Source organism: Solibaculum intestinale, assembly GCF_040096205.1.
GTDB lineage: Bacteria > Bacillota > Clostridia > Oscillospirales > Acutalibacteraceae > Solibaculum_A > Solibaculum_A intestinale.
The window spans coordinates 42,511-64,828 of sequence record NZ_JBBMFD010000009.1 but is presented as its reverse complement, the minus strand read 5'-3'; the positions used below and the strand labels follow the sequence as shown (position 1 = coordinate 64,828).

18 protein-coding genes are annotated in these 22,318 nt (G+C 50.8%); 3 read left to right on the top strand and 15 right to left on the bottom strand.

What is annotated here, in order from left to right; all coding sequences use genetic code 11:
- Positions 1–28 precede the first annotated feature (28 nt).
- Positions 29–337 (bottom strand): hypothetical protein, encoded by a 309-nt coding sequence (locus WMO26_RS06985; RefSeq protein WP_349219210.1) that lies wholly within the window; start codon positions 335–337, stop codon positions 29–31.
- A 62-nt stretch (positions 338–399) separates the two neighbouring features.
- Between WMO26_RS06985 and WMO26_RS06980 the strand changes: the two genes are divergently transcribed.
- Positions 400–2,760 carry an RHS repeat-associated core domain-containing protein gene (locus WMO26_RS06980; protein WP_349219208.1) on the top strand — a complete coding sequence of 787 codons (2,361 nt, stop codon included), beginning with the start codon at positions 400–402 and terminating at the stop codon, positions 2,758–2,760.
- Between the two features lie 86 nt (positions 2,761–2,846).
- Positions 2,847–3,308 carry a hypothetical protein gene (locus WMO26_RS06975; protein ID WP_349219206.1) on the top strand — a complete coding sequence of 154 codons (462 nt, stop codon included), beginning with the start codon at positions 2,847–2,849 and terminating at the stop codon, positions 3,306–3,308.
- 66 nt (positions 3,309–3,374) lie between these two features.
- Here WMO26_RS06975 and WMO26_RS06970 read toward each other — a convergent pair whose 3' ends face one another.
- From WMO26_RS06970 to WMO26_RS06960, 3 genes are read right to left on the bottom strand one after another with little or no spacing between them, the layout of a single operon-like run.
- Positions 3,375–4,244, bottom strand: coding sequence for a hypothetical protein (locus tag WMO26_RS06970; protein ID WP_349219205.1), 870 nt, complete (start codon positions 4,242–4,244; stop codon positions 3,375–3,377).
- Positions 4,234–4,779, bottom strand: coding sequence for a DUF5697 family protein (locus WMO26_RS06965; RefSeq protein ID WP_349219203.1), 546 nt, complete (start codon positions 4,777–4,779; stop codon positions 4,234–4,236). Before WMO26_RS06965 ends, WMO26_RS06970 begins: the two co-directional genes overlap by 11 nt.
- Entirely contained in the window at positions 4,776–5,783 is a 1,008-nt protein-coding gene (locus tag WMO26_RS06960; RefSeq protein WP_349219202.1) for a replication initiator protein A, read from the bottom strand. Before WMO26_RS06960 ends, WMO26_RS06965 begins: the two co-directional genes overlap by 4 nt.
- Positions 5,784–5,864: 81 nt before the next feature.
- Between WMO26_RS06960 and WMO26_RS06955 the strand changes: the two genes are divergently transcribed.
- The gene (locus WMO26_RS06955) at positions 5,865–7,256 is read left to right on the top strand and encodes a DUF234 domain-containing protein (protein ID WP_349219201.1); all 1,392 of its coding nucleotides are present in this window, start codon (positions 5,865–5,867) and stop codon (positions 7,254–7,256) included.
- A 2-nt stretch (positions 7,257–7,258) separates the two neighbouring features.
- Here the strand turns inward: WMO26_RS06955 and WMO26_RS06950 are convergent, their stop codons facing one another.
- The 11 genes from WMO26_RS06950 to WMO26_RS06900 form a co-directional block, all read right to left on the bottom strand.
- Positions 7,259–9,244 carry a VirD4-like conjugal transfer protein, CD1115 family gene (locus WMO26_RS06950; protein ID WP_349219199.1) on the bottom strand — a complete coding sequence of 662 codons (1,986 nt, stop codon included), beginning with the start codon at positions 9,242–9,244 and terminating at the stop codon, positions 7,259–7,261.
- Positions 9,195–10,304, bottom strand: coding sequence for a hypothetical protein (locus WMO26_RS06945; protein ID WP_349219197.1), 1,110 nt, complete (start codon positions 10,302–10,304; stop codon positions 9,195–9,197). The genes WMO26_RS06950 and WMO26_RS06945 overlap by 50 nt, the downstream gene beginning before the upstream one ends.
- A 154-nt stretch (positions 10,305–10,458) precedes the next feature.
- Positions 10,459–11,100, bottom strand: coding sequence for a DUF6100 family protein (locus WMO26_RS06940; RefSeq protein ID WP_349219195.1), 642 nt, complete (start codon positions 11,098–11,100; stop codon positions 10,459–10,461).
- A complete protein-coding gene (locus tag WMO26_RS06935) occupies positions 11,087–13,606 on the bottom strand; it encodes a VirB4 family type IV secretion system protein (RefSeq protein WP_349219193.1) in 2,520 nt (839 codons plus the stop codon). Before WMO26_RS06935 ends, WMO26_RS06940 begins: the two co-directional genes overlap by 14 nt.
- The gene (locus tag WMO26_RS06930) at positions 13,576–13,902 is read right to left on the bottom strand and encodes a hypothetical protein (protein ID WP_349219192.1); all 327 of its coding nucleotides are present in this window, start codon (positions 13,900–13,902) and stop codon (positions 13,576–13,578) included. The genes WMO26_RS06935 and WMO26_RS06930 overlap by 31 nt, the downstream gene beginning before the upstream one ends.
- A gap of 13 nt (positions 13,903–13,915) precedes the next feature.
- Complete coding sequence (locus WMO26_RS06925; RefSeq protein ID WP_349219191.1) at positions 13,916–15,142, bottom strand: M23 family metallopeptidase; 1,227 nt, start codon at positions 15,140–15,142, stop codon at positions 13,916–13,918.
- Positions 15,135–16,823 carry a hypothetical protein gene (locus WMO26_RS06920; protein WP_349219190.1) on the bottom strand — a complete coding sequence of 563 codons (1,689 nt, stop codon included), beginning with the start codon at positions 16,821–16,823 and terminating at the stop codon, positions 15,135–15,137. The genes WMO26_RS06925 and WMO26_RS06920 overlap by 8 nt, the downstream gene beginning before the upstream one ends.
- 15 nt (positions 16,824–16,838) lie before the next feature.
- The gene (locus tag WMO26_RS06915) at positions 16,839–17,183 is read right to left on the bottom strand and encodes a hypothetical protein (RefSeq protein ID WP_349219189.1); all 345 of its coding nucleotides are present in this window, start codon (positions 17,181–17,183) and stop codon (positions 16,839–16,841) included.
- An 11-nt stretch (positions 17,184–17,194) separates the two neighbouring features.
- On the bottom strand, positions 17,195–17,572 hold the full coding sequence (locus WMO26_RS06910) for a type II toxin-antitoxin system RelE/ParE family toxin (protein WP_349219187.1): 378 nt from the start codon (positions 17,570–17,572) through the stop codon (positions 17,195–17,197).
- The gene (locus tag WMO26_RS06905; protein WP_349219185.1) at positions 17,562–18,008 is read right to left on the bottom strand and encodes a hypothetical protein; all 447 of its coding nucleotides are present in this window, start codon (positions 18,006–18,008) and stop codon (positions 17,562–17,564) included. Before WMO26_RS06905 ends, WMO26_RS06910 begins: the two co-directional genes overlap by 11 nt.
- A 71-nt stretch (positions 18,009–18,079) precedes the next feature.
- Positions 18,080–22,255 carry a SpaA isopeptide-forming pilin-related protein gene (locus tag WMO26_RS06900; protein ID WP_349219183.1) on the bottom strand — a complete coding sequence of 1,392 codons (4,176 nt, stop codon included), beginning with the start codon at positions 22,253–22,255 and terminating at the stop codon, positions 18,080–18,082.
- Between the last annotated feature and the right edge of the window lie 63 nt (positions 22,256–22,318).

The following is a 22,318-nucleotide window of genomic DNA, read 5'->3' as shown; positions in this document are numbered from 1 at the left end:
CTTTCTGCGCTTTTGATTTTTCAAAGAATCAAGTAAGCGGCTGGTTCCAATGGTTGCGATCCTTGAAGGCTTTCAGCTGGTCTTGGTAGGCGACAAAGCTTGTTAGGTCCATCGTGCCTGTGCTATCGTCATACGTACCGTCTGGATTAAAAAGCATCACAATTAGTTTAGAGTGTTTCCCAAATCCAGTATATATTGCTCTACCATAATCATCGGAAACGATATAAACTATGGGATTTCCCCTGCTTCTTGCATCGTCACCAAGATAAGAACGATATCGACGATACACCACTTCTTCATCCATCGGCCCTTTTGATTTTGCTCGTACAATCTCCACCTTTACGCATTTCTCTTCAGCAGTGGATTTTAGATGAAATCTCTGAACAGATCCGCTCGTCTGTGGAGTACAACAGCGACGGGAGCCTGGTTACCAAGGTAACCGACGCACGCGGCAACGGAACCACCTATTCTTATGGGGGCAACCCGGGGCTTGTCACCAAAGTAACCGACGCCAAGGGGAATGAAACCAGCTATACCTACGACTCCAACACCGATGCGGTGACCTCGGTATCCTCCGGGAGCACCGCCAACAGCTATACCTACGAGGACGACCAGCTCACCAAGATTACCCACAACGGGTTCGACTATTCCTTTACCTATGACGGCTTTGGCAACACCACTCAGACCAAGGTGGGGAGCCAAACGCTGATGGCCAACACCTACGGCCCCTACAACGGCCTGCTCCAGCTTGGCACCTACGGCAACGGCAAGACCGTGGGCTATACCTACGACGAGTTCGACCAGCTCATCGAGAAAAGCTATGACGGGACTGCTGCCTTCCGGTACAAGTACGACGCGAGAGGGGCTCTGTTCGAGCAGGAAGACCTGCTCAACAACATCACCACCCGGTATGAGTATGACCTGATCAACCGCCTGACCGGTGTGCGCACCAGCCACGGGCAGGAGCTGCTGGTCCGTTACGACGACAAGAACCGGGTGGACTTTAACCTCAGCAAGGTGCTGGGCGTTGCCACCAAGACCCAGTTCCTCTACGGGGACACCTCCCAGCAGCAGAAGCCCGGGCTCATCTATGGGGTGAAGGTCAACGGCAATCAGGTCCTCAGCTACGGCTATGACGGCCTGTCCCGTCTTTCCACCCGTACCCTGAACACCTCCACCCCCTTTGTCACCCGGTACGAATACCTAGAGGGAAGCGCCCCCAATTCCACCACTGCTCTTATTAAATCCGTGCAGAATGGGGACAAGACCCTCTATTATTCCTATGACGAGCTAGGCAACATCACCGAAATCCGGGACAACCTCTTCCCGAACCTTTACCCATTGGTGCGGTATGAGTATGACGAGTTGGGGCAGCTGGTAAAGGCATATGAGTACGACAGGGGTATGTGGGCCTACGGCTACACCTACGATGACGGCGGGAACATCCTGAAAAAGAGCGTCTATGACCTGACGGTGGATGACGAAGGGACCATTGTTGACCATGAGATCGTCTATGGGTACAACGATGCCAACTGGAAGGACAAGCTGACCAGTTACAACGGCCAGACCATCACCTACGACGAGATCGGCAACCCTCTCACCTACCGGGACGGCATGGCCTTCACCTGGCAGCATGGGCGGGAGCTGGCCACCTTCTCGAAAGCCGGGACAAATGCAGCCTACCACTACAACGACTCGGGGATCCGGGTGAAGAAGGTGGTAAACGGGGTTGAGACGGAATACTACTTGAATGGCTCGACGATCCTGACCCAGATCACCGGGGACGACCGGTTGGATTTCCTATATGACGACACAGGAAGCTTGCTGGGGTTCCTTTCCGATGGGGAAAGCTACTACTATGTGAAAAACCTGCAAGGGGATATCACCGGCATCCTGGACAGCAACGGCAGCCAAGTGGTAAACTATGTCTATGATGCATGGGGCAAGGTGGAACTTGTTTCCGGGACGATGTCCTCTACTCTGGGCCATCTCAACCCATTCCGTTATCGTGGTTACTACTATGATGAGGAATCCAGCCTTTACTACCTCAACTCCAGGTACTACGATCCCGAAACTTGCCGATTCATCAATGCGGATGGGTATGTAGACACAGCTCAAGGCATTCATTCCCAGAATATGTTTGCTTATTGTGCAAACAATCCTATTAATAGGTCTGATTTAAATGGGCAGTTTTGGGGTCTCGTAATTGGTATCACGTTTGTTGTTGGACTTGTAGCATCTTTGTCTGGTTGTTCCTCACAACCCGCACCAACTTCAAATACTGGGGCAGCACAGCCATATGTAAATATGCCTGGAAGTAGCGATAAAAACTCTCCAAATTGTTATGCATATGCAATTGGATCACCCGTCAATGAACAACCTGGTGGGAGAAGCGGGAAGTCACCCACTAAATGGAATGATGTAAATGATGTTGGAAAATCTGTTGAGGCAGACCTGAAATCTATGGGAAAAACAGTTCGAAAAATTGATGGACCTAATGCAAAGGTTTATGACAATGAGTTTAAGATTGCATTAAGAGTGGGGACACAGCCATATGCATACAATCCATATTCAGGCGAACTATATTACGACTATCATTTCATGCGTCAGACAGATACAGGCCAATGGGCTGAAAAACATGGTATCGGTGGTGCTTCAGTTTTGTGGGATGCTGGAATGACACCAGATACAATCCCATGGACACTGAATGGTGTTCCATATTATGACAGTCCTATTATTTATTATGCAGTTGGGAATTGAGGTTGATTATGAAATATTTTAAATGTTTTTTCTTATTTATGATGCTACTATGTACGTTATCTGCATGCAGTAAAGGAGAGAGTAATTTGAAAGGAAAAATGTACTCACCTGATCGAAATATAACGGATCTTGTATCAAAGACATATAGCAATTCACAATTATTGACTATAACTCAACTTGACGTGACTATGGATGAACTAAATAAACAATATCCGATTGAATGCTTAAGAAAAGTCGGAAACGCCTGTAGAGTGTCATATCTTGGAAACGATAGTGTTGCTGTGATTTTTTTTGATAGTAACGAAAATAAAATTTTAGGGAGGGTCTATAATTTAAATCTGACAAAAGCTGATTTTAATGAGTTAGCAATCGGACAATCCTTAGAAAGTGTACAAAAGATTGATCCACATGGAGAATACCTATTTTTATATACTGGCAGCAATGATGCTCCCAAAATTTCCACGCACTATACGAAAGATGGATATTGTATTACCGTAGAGTATAGCGAAGAAAACACTATTTTGAGCATTTCAACTAACTTAATCTAAAAATATTAAAAGCGTTATTAACAAGCAAGGCCCGCCAAATGGCGGGCCTTTGTCATGTAATATCTATTACCACTTGGCGATAATCTTAGCATATACCAGCTTCTTCTCATAACTGTACTTGCTGATCACAACCATCACCGGATCCCCAACATGGAAGTCCTCGTCGCATTGCCCCGCACTGTAGGTGCATAGGCAGTCCATGTTGTCGTCCAACCGGCAGAATACCCCTCCTTTGTATTTCCCGGTGATGAACGACGCCCGCCGGCTCCCAATGGGATGACGGATCTCCACCCCTTCGAATGGGTGCGGCTCCACCTCCTTCAAGGAAAAGGCCAGCTGATCCCTCTCCTTGTCGTACCCTTTGATGACAACCGGGCATTCATCCCCAGGCCGGTACCGTTCGTGCAAATCCATTACCGTGTAGGATACGTCCTTCATGGACAGGGTCATATCGTACCCATAGCATTCCGCTAGGATGTGGGAATACCCCACCGCCAGAATCCGGGCCGTCGCCTTGTCCCCCGCCTGTACCTGGTCGCGCTGGAAGGTGTACCTGCGGTAACGCATGGCCTGGCGGCGGGAGGCCACACAGCATTCTTCTTCCTTGTCAATGTCGGTGACCACATAATCCATCACGGCGCCGCCCATGGACCGCAGCACATGAGTAGGCTGGCTGCTCTTTTCATCAAACCAAATCTCCCGTTCCGGGATCAATACCTTCACCCGGTAATCAATCACCACCAAGCTGAAGACCTCCCGGTCGAATTGCCGGCCGTTCTCCGGGTCGGTCAAAGACACTACGTTGGAATCCATCCCGGTGATTTTCCCGGTTAAAATGGAACCGCTCCGGCAGGACGCATAGATGGCATTCCATTCCTTCTTCTGCGCTTCGGACAGTCCCCGGTCCCATGTCACATCCAATTGCCTAAAATCCATAGCTTTCCTCCTTTTCTTGCGGCTTTCCAATATAGAATCGAATTTTGCCGTCGGTTTGTATCACAAAACAATGGTCACAAAACACCTGGAGCGCTTCCTGCTGCCCGAAGTCTTCCAGTAGGAATACCAGCATGCGGTACTTGTGGTGGATCCCCTCCAGCATGGCGTTGACAATGGGTTCCCTCCCTGGCGCTACCGGGCAAATATCATACCGGATCAGTTTCCCAGCCTTTTTCTTAAAGAAGGTGATGAGGAATGGGGGCGTCCCCCGTTGCTGCATCTCAATCCCGTCCCCAGCCAGACGGAGCATCACGTCCACCGCCAACAACATCTCTTGGGAAACCGTGGTGTCCTCCGCCTGGAGCAGATCCTCCCCTTTTTGCACAATGCATCCCATTGCGATTAACTGCCGGATGGCTTTCCCTATGTAAGCCGGAACCTCCGACTCCATCCGCAGCAGCTGTTTCGCCTGGTCTACCCGTAACGTTCCATACATCCGCAAAAGCTTGAGCAGTTCTTTTTGAGGCTTGGTCAAATATTTGATAGCGCATCCTCCTTTCTTTTGGACGGAAGAAAGAAATCGGAATCCTCCAGGTATTCCGGAGGCAGGGACAAAATCAGCGAACTGTCTTTGGCACAGATGCCGTTGAAAATCACCGACATGAGGTAGGCCGTGGGGTTTGCCACCTTTGCTTTGTTTTCCTTCATGCAGTCCAGCGCCCCCATCAGGATTTCTGCGTCCAGAAGATGCAGGGCGCTTCGCACCTTGGCTTGGGGCAGCCTTGCATTCCCCACCTTCAAGAAATCTGAGTAATACATCCGTTCAATGGCGGCGCGGAACATAGTTTGAATGTTTTTCTGGAAGAGGCTAAGATCGCATTGCTCATAAATCCCTTCCAGCTCTTCCGCGTCCTCCTCCACCCCTCTTTGTTGGATGGATGGAAGATCCGTCTGGTTCCTTTCCTGCTTTCTAATCTCTTTCTTTTTAGGCTGCCGATCCGGCAGGTCTAGACCTTCCATTCCAACAGGTCCAGAAGTGCCGTTTTTACACATCAAGGCATGCGGTTTCGGCAGGTCTTGATGTGCCGGATCGGCAGATCTGTCCGCCTGGTCCTGGTTTTCCTGCATGACGTCCGGCTCTTCCAGCCGTCCTACCTGATTGAAATCCTCCACAAATTCCGACGCCTCCTGGTCGGACAGCTCCAGTTTCAACACATACAACAGATTCGGGTATCCGCGGCCTTGCCGCTGCTCATAGAGCAACCCTTGTTCCATCAGCTCTTTAAACGCCGCAATCGCTTTTTTGTAGCTGATATTCAGGGTGTTTGAGACCTCTTCCCGGGTATAGATCAGATACACTTCGCCGTCCTCGTTGACCCATCCATTCTTCTGGGACAACGACAACCGGTTGAGCAGCAATGCATACACAAATTTGGCTTCCAGCGACATGGCCGTGTATTTCGGGTTGGCAAGCAAGGCAAAAGGGAACCGCAAGAAATCTTCCTTGACCACATCGCGGATCCGATAGCTCCGTTCCATCCTTCTTTCACTCCTTCCTTAACAGGTTATACTTGTAAATATAATAATCTGAGGTATAATAATTCCATGGAGGTGTCTGCCATGAAGAAATTTGTCGACCGGGAAAAAGAACTGGCCACGTTGGAATCCGAGTATGCCAAGGACAGGGCGTCTTTCGTCGTCCTATACGGCCGCCGCCGCGTTGGGAAAACCGCCCTGTGTTCCGAGTTTATCAGGGGAAAACATGCTCTGTATTTTCTTGCGACAGAAGAGTCGGAGGCGCAAAACCGCAACCAGTTTAAAGAACTGGCCGCGGAATATTTGGCGAACCCCCTACTCAAAAGCGCATCCGTCGATAACTGGGGGATCCTGTTTGACACCATTTCCCAAACGCCGCTCCTTCAAAAGAAAGTGATTGTTCTGGATGAATTCCAGTATTTAGGCAAGGCCAATCCTGCCTTTCCGTCCATCTTTCAAAAGATCTGGGAAAAACTGAAGGATACCAACATCATGGTCATCCTGTGCGGTTCCCTCATCACCATGATGGAGGATCAAACCCTCAATTACGGCAGCCCTCTCTATGGCCGCCGAACCGCGCAAATTAAACTCAAACAGATCCCGTTTCAATACTACCAGGATTTTTACCCGGGTAAATCCCGTAAGGAATTGATCGAATATTACAGCATTACCGGAGGCGTTCCGAAATACATCGAGCTGTTTTATGACGATACCGACATTTATCAGGCCATTCAAAACAATGTCCTGAACCGTTCCAGTTTCCTGTATGACGAACCCACCTTCCTGCTTCAGAAGGAAGTGACGGAAATCGGGAGCTATTTCTCCGTGATCCGCACCATTGCGCAGGGGAACCATAAACTATCGAAGATCGCCGGCGCATTGGAGGTCAAACAGACCAGCTTGTCTAAATATCTGCGGACTTTGATCAATCTGGACATCCTGGAGAGAGAGGTCCCGGTTACGGAAAAGGATCCGGAAAAGAGCAAAAAAGGGTTATACAAGATCAAAGACAATTTCCTTCTGTTCTGGTTCCGGTTTGTCTACCCCAACATCGGTTTTTTGGAATCGGACCAGGAACAGATCGTCATGGATAAAATCCGAAAGAACCTAGTGGACAACCATATCGCCTTTGTCTATGAGGACATCTGCCGGCAGCGGATGTGGCAGTTGGCGGGGGAAGGCACCTGGGATTTTACCTTTGCCCGTGTAGGACGGTGGTGGGACAACAAAGGGGAAGAAATCGATGTAGTGGCCACCGACGACGATGGAAAAAACATCATTTTTGGGGAATGCAAATTCTGGAAAAACCCGGTTGGGATCAATATCTTAAACGCCTTGGAGAAGAAGGCCGCTTTGGTAGACTGGAATCGCACCGGGCGTAAGGAGTGGTATGTCCTGTTCAGCATCAGCGGATTTACCGATGAACTCAAACAACTGGTTGACAAGAGAAAGAACCTTCTCCTGATCGAAGGATGAGATTAAATCTCATCGGGAGAAACTTCGGTGAGGGTCTTACAGTCGATGCCTTTGGAAAGGTCAATCGGGGGATGCAGGTCCAGTTCCTCCGGTGTGGGGATGTATTCGCCGCTTTCCTCCGGCTTTGGGATATGGGCTTCAAAATCCTGCGAGGGACTTTGTGCAACGGTTGCACAAAGTCCTTCTTTTTTGCGCCAACCGGGGACGTAATCCACCGCCTTGACCGACCGTAACCTCTCAAAATCCGGATGCTCTTCCGGGACAATCTTAAAAAGCTTCAGCGGCAGTTCCCCGCGCATCAAAAAGAGCGCCTGATCCCGGGGCAGCCGCCTTACTTCATCGGCCATCATGAGGGGACGCCCGGTGGAGGTCTTGGCGTGTACATAAGGCCGGGTGGTGTTGAGTACCGGGGAAAAAAGCGGCGTCATCGGGACGTTTGCGTTATTCACTCGCACCGTCACATCCCCGCACTGGGCCGACCAGAAATCCGCCGTCATTTTGTCGTTGCAGCCAAGGAGCAATTGATAGTCGCAGTCGCCTACGATCTCCTCCCACTCGGTTTTGGGGTACCGGTCGGCCAGCTGCGCCACGCTCTGCACCACACACTGGATGTTGATGTTGCGGGACCGGGCGGTACTCAGGATCTTTTTAAAATCGATGACGTCGATGTTACAGAATTCATCCAGCAGGACATTGACGGTCACCGGCAGTTTGCGGGTGGGCTGTTTCCGCGCAGAATTGGACAGGCGGACAAACAGAAGCGAAAAGAACAAGGAGGACAAAAAACGCAGGGAAGAATCCTGATCGGAGATGATGCAGAAATAGGCGCAGGGTTGATTCCCCGGCAGTTCCAAATCGATTTCGTTGTATTTGGTGATGCTGTCCACCAGCTTGTTTTGGAAAACATTGAGACGGCTGCCTAAACCCACGAAAATATTTCCCCAGATGTTGTGAGGGGCTTGGCGGAAGATGCCGTAGGGAGGCAAAGCCGGATGCCCTCGGGGCAAGGACCGGAACCGTGCATCCAGTTCGTTGACACTGGTGGTTGCGAGGATCTGATAAATCGTCCCCAGGCTTCTCTGTTCTGGTGGAAGAAGCTCCCCGGTTCCCGGAACCGTCATGGTTTGGACATAGAGGATCAGCGCCATCAGGAGGTTTTTCTCCGCCGTCGCCCAAAAATCCTGACTTTCCTTTTCGGTGGAGGTGTTGCGGATGATGGTTTCCGCTATCTGCTGTACCAGGTTCACGTCGGCAGCCGAATCCATCAGGCAGTTCCAGGCGTCGGAAGCTTCTAAATCCAACAAATTGTATGCCCGCACCTGATACCCGAGGGCGCGGAAATGGTCGGAGAATGTTTCGTAGTATTCCGCCTTTGGGTCGGCAAAGATGATGCTTTCCCGCCGCCTGGCCGCCTGCAACGCAAATGGCATACAAAATCCCCGGCTTTTGCCGGAACCAGGAGCACCGTATACGATAATGTTGTTGTTTAACCCTCTCTGATCTTTCAGCCCCACGTAAGTACCCTTGTCTGTTTTTCCAAACAGCGGCGCCGTTACTTCCTTGAGTGGGCCGGCCTCCAACACTTCTTTGATATGGGATGGTTCCATCCAGCCGGAGGTCCCGTGGGTCCCTTCCGGCAGGATTTCAATTTTTCTCTGCTTGTCCAACTTGGTTTTGTACCCGGATATGAGGCTGTACCCTTTTTTGGTAAAGAGGCAATAGAGAATAACGAGGAAGGCCGTAATCCCTAACCCGGTAGGAGAAAAGAGAGCGCCTAAGTTTACAAATGGATCCCAGGTAAACAACGGCTCGTTTGAAGAATTCCAAGTGTTGTCGATCCCTGCTGAAATGGAATGGATAACGGCGCCGTAGAAATAGGCGGCGAGGAACCCGATCCCAATGGCTTTCGGAATATCCTTTTTGTGTTTCTGATAAAGCTCACTGCATTTGCTTTCCAGCTTTTCGAGCTTGGAAGAAAGCCGGAACATGCACATACCCTCCTTTCTGGGTAAGAAAAGGCGATTGATTTGGAGAAGGAAGGCTGGAAGGGATCTGAAGAAGCCCCTCCACCACCTCCAGCTCCAATGGGTGAAGGATCACATTCCTTCCTTGTAGGTATTTTCCCACCGCTGTAAGCTGGTTGGCGAGCAGGATAATATGAGCGGTAACCCCTTCGTTAACCACAGATTCAAATTGGTTGAAATCGCAGCCGATCCCAACGAGATACGGCTCTTTTGTGGTGCGATGGACAGCATCGCAGGGGCGATCAGCGGCGGGCATATATGCGGATCCAAGCAGCTTTTTTGCCAGCCGGGTGCGGTAATCCGGCTCCAGCAGGATACGCAGTTGCCGAAGCCCCCATTGAGTGAGAGGGACGTATCCCACACCGCAGGAAAACATCCGGCTTGCCTGCGCAAATGTTTGGGTAGTTGACTTCGTTTTCCTATCCCTGGAGTTTTGAGATACCGTTATGACTCCATCCAGGCTGGGTTTTCCCGTATATACGACAAAAGGTTTGCGCCCCATCAAAAGGCGGTCGGCCGTAAAAATGCGCTCCTCTGCCATAGGATACAGGCCGTCGTTGCCGTCGGATAGGTAATAAGGGATCAAGGCGATGTCTGCGCCATAACAGATCCCTGCAAACCGGGAACCGCCCAGAAGGTTGGATGCCGCCTTCCGGCGCAGGGCAAAGGACGGGAGAAAAGAGGGGATTTTGCTGCCTGCCTCTAGTGCATCCAGAAAAACGTTGGCGCCCATCCGGTAAAAGAACAGGACAAGCTCCGCCATCTGTAACCGTCGCGTCAATACTGCTCCCTGTCCCCGGTACTGCCTGTCCGGCTCATAGTGCAGGCCGATGGAATCCAGAAACGCGTAGCCTTGGAGGGTTACACGATAACTCTGCCCACACCGGCTTTGCCGCAGGTATCCAATGCTTCGCAGAAGAGCAACGGCCTCTTCTGCGAGGTATTTGCCGCACGCAACCGGCAAGTCTTTGCACCAGGCACACAACCGAAGCGCTTCGATTTCCTCTACTGAAAAAAGCATCATCCGCACCTCCCAACGTAAGCCTGCTTGTTTTGGACAAAATATATAGAGGAAAAACCTGATACGCAAAGCAAAACCGGTATGCTTTCCTGTGCTTGTTGCATCGGTCTCCCGGCCATCCAAAAGGGAGCCCTTTGGGGCCGGAAACAAACAGGGGTCAAACCTCGTTTGCCTGCATACAAAACAGGAAATCCCCCGCCTCTTCTACGGGCAACACATATATGTGGCAGCAGGCTTCCGGGCTTAAACGGGTAAACAGGCCAAGGGATAATTCAAATTGGTTGTCGTCCGGGAAAACCCGGCCTTTGAGTGCATTGATGACCGACTGGAAGGCTTTGTTGTCGTGGTCGAAAGCACGGCAGGTCTCCACATCGCAGTGTTCCACAATGGCAAGAAATGCTTGGTCGTAGAAAGGGACCGTGCCTCCGCCCGATTGAAAGCGGCGCAAAAGCCGGGTAATGCTGTCGGACAGATAAGCCGTCCCACCAAAAAAGTGGTCACGTGGAAGAAGGGTATTAAGCCGGATGTGCAGCCATCCGGTGTCCAAGACCGTTACATACCCATACACCTCCTTTTTGATGAATTCGCCGTCCGTGTACGAGGTGGAAACAGGGATGCGTGCCTGTTCCACCAGGCGCCTCATTTCAATGCAGGCCAGCTCCATTTGGTGAATACCGGCATCCAAAAAGGTATTGAATCTCTGCTGGGAAACTTGTTCTCGAAGCAGAGCCTCCACACATTTTTGGGCGGACAATATGCAGTTGTTCATCTTCAGGAGCGTCCCTTTATCCTTGTCCATCCGCCGTCCCCGCCTTTCGTTTTTCCAAGTCCGCCCGGTTGGTGGTAATCAGGTCATATTCCTTTTGAGATGCCCGGATCTCCACATGGACGCGGGTTTTCCCTGCACACAAAAGCCCTTGCCCTCGGCTGCACCGTACGATCTGCATGGTTTCTTCGTCCGAAAGCCCCAGCTTCTCTTGCAGCTTTACTGCTTCCGCCTCTTCCATTTGCAGCAACAATTTCAGACGGCTGTTGTTCAAAAGAGCGTCGCCGAATTTGCCGTTGCGCAGCGCAAAGTAGTCGATGGTATTCTGCGTGGCAGAAATGAAGACGCCGCCGTATCCACGTACTGTTTTAATCAGCTCGATCGCAAAATCCGCCGCCTGCTCGTTGCCCTCTTCTCCCGCGATCTTCCACAATTCATCCCCGATTATGGCGACTTTCCGAATACGTGAGCTGGTCAATTCGTCCCGGATAAAGGAAGTCGCTAGATAGGTACAGGCACTCACGTCCTCTTTTTGCGCCGAGCTGGTGTCCAGTACCACAAAAGAGGAATGAACATCTACGTTGGTCTGTCTTCCAAAGCCGAATTCCGTTAGCTTTTTCACCACAAGCGCGATGTTTTTCAAAGACGGGTACTTCAAGAGGACGGGATACAGGTGGGTAAAATCCGGCATATCCCGAAACGATCCATCCTCCTTGAGAAGGGAAGAATTGTCTTTTGTAATGCCGAACTCTTTGTAACATTCCAGAATGGCGGTATCCAGTTGATAGGATTCCTCCGGCGTCATGTTGGGATAGTGTAAGGCAAGATAGGTATGGATCACCTGTACTTTTTCCAAAAGGACCGAATCGTTCCGGGAAGCCCCGTCCCTCATATCGCTGTCGATATCCAAGGTCAGCTTTCGGATTTCCATGAGATTGATGCTGTCGTCCGATCCCGGTGAGATCTTTAGATATTGCCCGCCAATGGCTTCGCAGGCCGCACGGTATTCAAACCCTTTTTCCGGTACAATCATAAACACCTTAACGCCGCACATCCGCAGCCGCATAGCAAGCAACAAAAGGGTAAATGTTTTGCCTGCGCCGCTGGCTCCGAAGATTGCCAGGTTGCCATTGCTGTACCGGTCCGTGTTGTAGAGGTCCAGGATCGTAGTAGAATTGTTATACAGGTTGACGCCCAGCAAGACACCGGTATCGTCGCAAAGCTCAAACGAGGAAAATGGGAAAGCCGAAGCTGCCCCAAAGGTAAGGATGTTCCTTCGGGATAGCTTTGCAATCTCCGGGTCCAGCTGTGCCAGCGGCAGCATGGAACGGTAACAAGCTTCGTGCCGGTAGTCGGCCCTACGTATGATCAGGTCCATGGACTTACACTGGTTTTCCACATTGGACATACGCTTTTCCAGCGTTTCCTCATCGTCTGCAATGACTTCAATTAAGGTATGCATATAATAGAAATCCTCATTTTCCCGGTTCATCTGATTTTTGATATACATACCGCTGTCAATGGCGTCGTCCAATTCTTCGAAGTCGGTGCGGGTTTCTCCCACATCCCGCATCCGGGATCGGTTAATCATGGTGGTCTTAGACACCTTCGGGAGCATTTCCTCCTTGTTTTTCCGTTCCAGGAAAAAGCTGATGGAAACCCCGTCGCCCATCTCTATCAAAGGGGAAAGCCACGCGAGCCCTACCTGGGTAGGATAGCCATACCCGGCCACAAAGAAATAGGCGTGATAGACACCGTCGATCAGCACGTACTTTTTCGAGGTCAGGTCGCATTCGTTGGGCGATAGCAGGTCTTGTAAGGACATCCGGCCGGCTTCCTCTTCCTCCGTCCACTCCCCTGTATAGCCAGGCTCCCCGTAGACCGGGGAAAACATCCCGGCCAAAGCATCCAAATCCCTATGGCGCGCCTGCTTTTTATTGAGAATGGTGTAGAGGGTTTTCAACAGGAAATTATCGTAATCCTCGTGCCGAAGCACTTCCAGATTGCAGTAGTCCAGATATTGATAAGCTGTTTCCGCTTGGTCGGCCAGTTCCCCGGCAATGGCCTCAAAATCCTGCGCGCTTCCCTGGTAGGGGAAGGACATATAAAACTTATGTGTTACGGTCTCATGTTCGGCCATATAGTTGACCAGCTGGGCGTCCTCATAGATCATTTCCCGGCAATTCTCGTTGATTTCCATTTCATAATGCCGTTCCATCTGCTTACAATAAGCGTCGATGTCGGCACGCTGGGTACGTACAAGAATTTGGAGAAAGGAAGGGGAAATCTTGAGATAGGACGCTAGATAGTGAATGATGTTGAGCTGTTCCATGGCGCTTTTTAAATGGAAATTACAGGGCAGCACTTCCAACAGCTTTACATTCCGATTGTCTTCTGTGCGGATGACTCCTTTTTCAATATCCGTCACAGGCGCCAGCTTCTGCGTTCCATTTGGATACCGGGCATAGGAGCCGGATTCCATTTTTTTAGAACCCAACAACAGTGTTTTTAGATCCGGCAAGCGTTTTTTCTGGGGCATATAGCCGTTTCACCTCCGTAGATAAGAATTTTTCGGTTCCGTCTCCAGTTCCAATACACTCGCACAAAGGTAAGCAAGCTGTAATCCCGGATTCCCATCAGAGCAAAACCACACAAAGGGACGATCACGATCAAACATCCCACAAGGTTCCACACCAGGCCGAAGGGCAGGATGGACAGCAAAAGCATCAGGGTGGGAATGCCGAGAGCAACTGCTTCCACCGTATTGCGAATGGGGAACATCCCTAAGATTTTTCCGGCATCGGTAAAGTTGGTTGGAATATGTACAGGTTCCATGCTTTTCTCCTTTCTATGAAAGATAACCGGTAGGATCTACGTCCTCGCCGTCTAAGCGGACTTCAAAATGGCAATGGGGGCCGGTGGCCCGTCCGGTCTCTCCAACTTTTGCGATCAACTGCCCGCGCTGTACCTGCTGGCCTTCGCTGACAAGCAGTTCGCTGCAATGGGCATACAAGGTTTGCAGGCCGTTTCCATGGTCAATTATGACGTGGTATCCATAACCGGTCGTATTGTATTTAACGGTGATAACCGTGCCGGCCTCGGCTGCATAGATACCGGTTCCCGTGGGCCTGGCAAGATCAATTCCGGTATGGAAATTACCCGGTTCCCCGGTAATGGGATCGGTCCTGGAACCATAGCCGGAGGTCAGAACACTCCTCCAGTCTACATCCGGGAATGGGCTTGCCAGCTGCCCGGTTCCCGTATCCGGAAAAACCACAGAGCTGGAGCTTCCCTGTCCAGTCAGCGTCTTATACATCAATTCCGCCCAATTGCGGTCGGTCTCTGAAAAGCTCTCCAGAATTTGCTCCGGCGTCAGATAGGTAATGGTCAATAACATCTCCGAAGGAGAAGACCCTTCCGCCTCTGAACTGGACTCCCCTGCTTGCGAACTTGCTTCCTCCACCGTCTGAGCAGGATCGGAAGAAGCGGCTTCTTCCTCTTCTTCCTTTTCAGTAACGGTATACGGGATGGTGTCGGCCACATAGGATCGGATACTTTCCTCGTTCATGTTCCGAAGATCGTTCCCACAATGTACAGAGTAAAGGGCGATAAACCAATTCTGTTCCATAGGGCCGCCTTCTATGACCACTTCATAGTCCACGTTTTCCGACGTATCTTCTTCGGAATCTTCTGAGGAAGATACATCCGGGCTGCTCTGGGCTTCTTCCTCTCCATCGTTTATCACCGAATCTTGTATTTCCTCTACCCTTTGGGTGCAATACTGCTCATATTGGGCGTAATATCCGGCTATGGTCTCCGCCTGGGCCGTTAGGTCTCCAACCTCTTGATCAGAGGTGCTGTCATAACCGAACATCATGGACGGCAGGCAGCAAAAGATAATGACCGGCAGCATGATAATCACCAGCACAATCACCAGGATATACGGCCAGAAACGTTTGGCTGCTTCTAGTAGAGCGGCCTGCCATCCTCCCCTTAGGGCGGCAAGGATGATCCTTCGGATGGCGTCCGCAAGCTGGGCAACATCACCCAGTCTTTGTGCACCGCTTTTACTCATTGGAACCCTCCTCTTGCTTTTGAGGCTGTTCCGGCACACCTTTCGGTTCCGGTTTTTGTCCTTGAGGGATCGGCCGTGCCGAATGGAACCCGTTCGGGGTAAAGGATCGATTTATCGGCCTGGAGGCTCCTGATGTTCCTGCCCCTGGGTATGTAGAGGGACGGGAGGATGCGGGAGCGCTCGGACGGGAATTCTCCTGTGTGCGCCTAAATGCCGGTTGCCCAGAGGATGTGGGGTTTCGACTTCCTGGGAAGGCGCGGACATTCGGCTGCGCTGGGCTTGTTCCAGCGGCCCTGGTGGAATCGTTTCCAGGGCTATGGCTTCCCGATTCTGCTGCCGGTGCTGCGGCAGGCGCAGGCGACGGTGACATATTCCCTGTGTTTTGTGGACCCGGGCCGGGGCTGTGGAAGGCATTGTTTCCACTGCGGGAAGGCGGAACCGTCCCAAACCGGTTGGCATTTACGGTTGTCCCGCCGGCAAAATGGACGTTGGATTTTGATTGTGCATTGGAATGGCCGAAGGACTGGCTCCCATTCTGGCTGGACTGACGGGTGTTTGTATTTGTCGTCGTATTGGCGGCTCCAAACCGTGTATTCTGATTGTTTTGTGCGGACGTCTGATTTTGTGCAGAAGATTGATTGGAATGGGTTTGCGAATTCCCTCCGGTATAGCTGCTGCTCTGATTGCCGAAAGAGGTGCTGGAATCTCCAGCATAATGCTGTGTGTTGGCTCCACCGGTATAGTTGTTGGCGGAATGATAACCTGCAACCGCCGGACGGCCGCCACTGCTTGGCCGAGATGGAGATTTTGATCCAGACGCCTTGTGGATTACGGAGGAAAGGACGGTACGGGCTGCTGTCATAACCAGCATGCCCCCGGTCCCCCTGCCCAACGGATCTCCAGTGATGGCTGGATTGAGGCCGATTTTGCTGATGGTATTGTCCACCTTCCTGGCAACTCGCACCAATCCTACCAAAAGCACGCACCAAGGCAGCACCAGGTCACCAGAGGGCATGGTGGCTAGGCCGGATAAGATCAGCTGTAGAAAGAGGACGTTGAGAACCAGCATCAGGATCATGGAAGCAAAGCAGCGGATATATCCGGCGCAGATTTCCTTGGTGCTTTTGCTGCCGCCCATAGCAAGGCCCAACGGGGCCAGAAGCGTCAACACCGCTACAATGGCGTAGCGTTCCCCGATTTCCAGGAAGAGCTTAATGAGCTGCAATCCCAGGATAAAGCCGATGATTATGACCAGCACCCACGCCGCGCCTACGGCAAAGAAACTTTCGTCCGGCATAGTGACCGCGACATGTGTCGGGATACCGATTAAGTCAATGACTGATTTTCCGATGCCGAGCCCAATCGTGCAAATTTCTTTGGAAAAGATCAATAGGAACCCGAAGATGCCAGTCCGGCAGAGAAGGATGACCGGGGATTCCCCTTCAAACCCCAAACCGGAAAACATGGATTTCATACATTGAAACACGCAGTTCCCGATAAGCAGCCCCCAGCCCACCGCTACAAATACAGAATAGAGGTCGAGGACAATGGGGACGGATTGCTCAAAAAAAGTTAAGTCTGTATTAAGTACGCCCAGCAGGGCGTTGGCCACATAGGTAAGGAGGTCGATAAACAGGCTGTAGATCCACTGTACCAGCCCTTTTATAATGCCTTCCAGCATTTTGCCTCAACCTCCTTACGGCAAGGTGTTGTATCCGTCGAGTAAAGGACGCACGTAAGCGATGAATGCGCCGATGCCGTTGATAACCGCCCACGCAATCCACACGCGTTTTAGCCAATCCCATGCCTGATCCACTTTGTGCTGGTTGTTGGACATCTTCGCCCCAATAACCGCTACAGCCGACATCAATCCGGCCAGCGCCGTACTGATCCCGGCAATGCTGTTGTATACGGTCCGGATGATATCGTCGGCCACCGTAAACATGTCCCCACCTGCTGCATACACCGTCGATGTGCAATACAATGTTAAAATTGAAATGAAAACAACAAGGCGGGCGCATTTTTGAATTACCTTCTTCAAACGCTTCCCTCCTAATTGGTCAATGGGACCTTCTGTATCTGCGCCCCGCCGTTTGACAGGACAAATTGACGGATGCGTGCCATTTCCATGGCCCGGTTTATCGATCGGTTGTCCGACTTGATAAAACCATGCAGCAAAATGATGGATCCTTCCTCCGTCAAAGAAAAAACAATCCGGACCATCTGTTTCACCCGGCTGCGCAGTTCATACAATCCCTTGTATCTCCCATTTCGGATCGCCTTGACATGCGGCGGCTGCAATGGATGGTCATGAAGCTGTAAAAGCAAGGAGTGAATCTTCTCCTGCTGTTTCGGCGCAAGGGTTTCAATAAATTGGTCTACTGGGCGATGCCCATTGCAATCCACATAATGATAAATTTCACGGGACATTCTCCGTTTTCGCCTCCCTTTCCCGTAATGCATTGTCGAACAGCTCCAAAAAGGCTTCCATATAGCATTGGAGCGCAGGGGGATTGGCCGCCAGGAGCTGAAGATGGTCGGGTGTTTTCCACATGAGGAATCCATACATAACTACAAGATAAAGGTACATGCCTATGTAATCTTCCATGTCCATCAGCTTATGCAGCGTCTGATGGACACTTAAAATCCCTCCCTGCCAGTGTGCAATGCGGATGGATAGCTTATCAAAAAAGGATGGAAAAATCGATGCGGCAAAATTCCCGATTTGTATGCGATTGGGCTCATTTAGATTATCGATGAAATACGATTTCCGCAGTTGATCCAGTGCCCAGGAAATTTGATCTGGATTTGCCGTCACATTTATCACTTCAGACAAATCCACAAAAGATAAATAGTACTTTCTCATTCAGCCACCTCCTGATAGGAAAAAGAGCAAGGCCAAATTTGTTTGGCCTTGCTCTTCATCATTTTCAATGGTTATCCTATTCTTTGTTTCTGTTTGCGGATCACCAGCAACAAGACAAAGGCTGTTGCGGATACCACCAACAGGGCAATGGGCCAGGCCGGGAACTCCTCACCCGTGTCTGGCACTTCCGGTATGGGTTCGTTCTCCACCTCCAGTTCGATGGTCTGCCCATTCTCCGTTATTTGGACCGGCAAGGGTGCAGAAAGGTTCTGATATCCGTCTTTTGCAGCCAATTCCCGCAGCTCATAGGTCCCATAACGGATTCCTTCCAGAAGCAAAGCTCCATCCTCGCCAGTAACACCGCGGGCAACCTCGTTTCCAGCTTCGTCGTAAAGGCCGAATTCTACACCGGACAAAGGATTGCCGGTCAAACCATCTTTTTTGACAATGCGGATGTTTCCGGTAATCCAGTAATTTTCCTTGGTGTATTCCAAGACAGTATCTTCGGGTTTCAATTCAATTTCGGTGGCTGCTTCATCGAGAACATACCCTTGCGGTGCTTTGATTTCACGCAGATAGACCGTTTGGCCCCAAATGTTGTTTGTAAACCGGATGACGCCGGTTTCGTCGGTGATCCCGGACTGTAGAAGGGTTCCCTGTGCGTCAAACAGGCCAAACTCCGCGCCTGCCAACGGTAAGCCGGATTCGTCTATCTTGTGTACCACAATCTCCACCGGCCGGCGCTCATTCTCCCATTCAAAGGTAACGCTTTCGTCCCCTGCTTTGATCTCAAACTCTTCGATCTTGTCGTTGACCAGATATCCTTCCGGGGCCGAAATCTCCCGGATAAACACGGTTTGTCCCCATAGCTGCGGGCTGAATTGGATATATCCATTCTCATCGGTGGCCTTCTGCTCGATCAAATTCCCTTCTGCGTCGTATAAACCGAACACGGCTCCGGCCAAGGGCAGCTTGGTATACCCATCTGTTTTGTAAATCTGAATTTCACAAGGTATGCGGTCGTTTTCATACTGGAATTGCAGTTCGGTTTCTCCAGGCTGGATTTCTACCGTTTCCACATGATCGGACAGCTGGTATCCTACCGGGACTTCCAGCTCTTTGATCTGGAAGGTTTGTCCCCACACTTGCGGAGAGAATCGGGCATAACCATCCTCACCAGTGACGGCCTTTTCCACTAGGTTTCCCTCTAAGTCAAACAAGCCGAATGTGACGCCGGGCAAAGGCTCTCCTGTATGGCTGTCGGTTTTATACACGCGGATTTCACAGGGGATGCGGTCGTTGACAATGGGGATTTCTTGTGTCAGGCCATCGGTTTCTACGGTAATCTGCGGGCCGGCCTCCAAAGGATAATATCCCGTCTTCCCTTCCAGTTCCCGGACGGTATACTCGCCGTACCGAATGTTCTCAAATGTAAGGGTTCCGTTTGCATCGGTCCGGCCGCGGGTGACCTCATTGCCTTCTGAATCGTAAAGCCCGAACAAGATCCCCTCCATGGGCTGGTCGTTAAACCCGTCCCGTTTGACGATTTTGATGCTGTTTTCGATCAGTTTGTTAAAGAAGGTGACGGTACTGTCTTGCCCATAGGTCAGTTCCACTTCCTGGCTGCCGGGCTTAATGTATCCGACGGTTACGTCACTATCCAATTCCATGACGGAATAGTTTCCCACCAACAACCCTTCCACATAGATTTCTCCGTTTGCATCGGTATAAAACGTTTCGTCATAGGCAAAATCTTCCCCCGCATAAGGGATACCGACGATCCGGAAGGGGACACCTTCAATATTTTGCATGTCGGTGCTCTGTTTGACGATTTTGAGATTGGCTTTTTGGGACACATTTTCAAAATTGTTTTCAGAAGTCTCTGAATAGACAACCGTTACTTCCTGGGGATCCGGGGTCACAAAGAAGGCCGGGACATCGTCCTCATATAAGGTATAGCTCCCGATGGGGACGTCATGGAATACAGCGACACCGTCTTTGTCGGTGGTTGCCGTCCAATCAATTTCATCTCCGGCATAGGAAGTACCTTTCAGACGGAACACCATTCCTTCTACAAAATGGTTGTTTAGATCGTCGGTCTTTACCACCTTAACGTCGCCGGCCTTTTTGTCGTTATAAAAATGAAGTTCCGGCTGATCTCCGTATGTGAAAGTAACCTCTTGGCTGTCCGGCAGAAGATATCCAATGTTGACGCTGGATTCTACCTCCGACACGGTATAGGTACCGCAGGGCGGAGCGTCCGGATCGGTTTCTTTGACATCCACAACGCCTTGTGCGTTGGTCGTGTAGGTCTTCTCCCAAGGCTCGCCGGTGGAGGTAGTTCCTTTCACAAGGAATTGGATGCCCTCCAGATTCTTTCCATTGTACGATTCCTTGACAATTCGCAGAGGAATCTTATGGAGGGCGTTATAAAACTGCGTCTGTGTGGTTTCGTCCCCTTTGATGACCACCACTTGTGAGGCGGCAATCTGGTAATTGCCGTTGACCGTTTCTGCAACTTCTTCTACGGTGTAGGTTCCAATGGGCAAATCTTCCACATAGATTTCTCCGGAAGAATCGGTATAGAAGGTTTCATCGTAGAGAATCCCCGCGTCGGTGGTTCCAAAGATGTGAAAGCCGATGCCTTCTATAAAGTTGCCGTCTTCCGACGCTTTTGTGATCGAAAGGTTTCCCTTTTTAAGTTCGTTATAGATTTCAACCGTACTGGTTTCCCCGCCGTTGACACGGATATTTTCATCGGTGGGGGCGACGATCCAATCCGGGATGCCGGTCTCTGGATATCCTAATTCTGTGACGGTATACGTTCCGGTGTAGAGATCGGTCAGTTCAATGCGGCCCGAGGCATCTGTCTCATGGATTTGGTCGTATGATTTGCCGTTGTCGCATTGACCAACCACGCGGAATTGGACGTCCTGGGTCATAACATCCTGTTCGGAGGATTTTTCGATGACCAATCCGCCCTTCTGGTACTGGTTGAAGAATTCCACAACAGTGGTCTGGTTCGGTAGGACTTCTACCGTCTGGCTCTCCGGTTGGTGGTAATAGTCCGGGACATTGATTTCAGAAATGGTGTAGGTGCCGGCGGTAAGACCAGGAACGGAGATCCGGCCGTCTTCCCCGACGGTTACTTCCTGATTCACTCCGTTTCCTTCAATCCGAAACTGCCATCCTGCAACCGAAATATCCGGATCGGCTTTTTTGACAATATCCAAAGTACCGGTATTCTCAGTCTGGAAATTGACATAGAACTGAACCGGGTCTTTAACGCCGGTACACATGGTTTGATATCCGACATGTCCCCAGACCAGGAAGGGGTTGCCGTATACCGGAAGGTCTTTTCGGTAAAGGATGCTGACCGGCTCGGTGATGGGATTGGAAGTGGTAAAGGTATAGCTGTTTCCATTGCGCGTGACAGAGATACCGTGGGTGTCCTCGGACAAGGCTTGTAAATCCACATCCGACAAATTTTCATCGGTCAATGTCACGGAATACAGCCCGGACTGGGCATCATACTGCATCGTATGGGTTGGGGCTTCATAGGAGCTGACGTTTGCAAAGCTGGGGATCTTGGAATGCTGCTCCATTTGTGTGAGGATCCAGTTGTAGGCAGCTTCCGCCGGCCGGTCTTTCAGCTGATCGTAAAACTGAGTGGCTGGGATGGGGCCGTTGTCCTGCAATGTTGTGGGGGACGTGCGGAGGTTTTGCTGGTATTCCCAGATGATGGCTTGGGTGGCAAAATAATAGTCGTCCTCGTTAATGCCGGAAATAGGCAAAGGCTTTCCATGCTGGAAGCCATACACGGTTGCCAGCATAATGCCTTCCTGGGCAACCCGGGGAAGATTCATGAAAAACCGGCTGTTTTCCCCGTTGACGCTGGTGTATCCATTGTTGGACGAACCAAAGGATACGCCCACTTCAATGCAGTAGACCCACTGTTCGTCTACGTTGAGTTCCGTATACAGGTACATGTGGGGATGATCACGGTCGCCGGCCGACGTGGAATAACTGGTGTTGCCTTCCTCGTCATAGAGCATAACCGGATAGTTGGCCGGGCAATGGAACGGCAGCCCATCCGATCCCATGATTAGCCGGCCGAACCGGGAACTACACACGACGCCCTCGGTGGATTCCCATGCGGAGGCCACTGTCCCGCTGAAAACAAGGGTAAACAAAAGGATGATACTGATAACGGCGGATAAAATCCGGTGAGATAATGTTCTTTTCATAAAAAACCTTCTTTCTCAATAACAAAAGCTCCCTGCCGGAATATCCGGCAAGGAGCTTTTTCT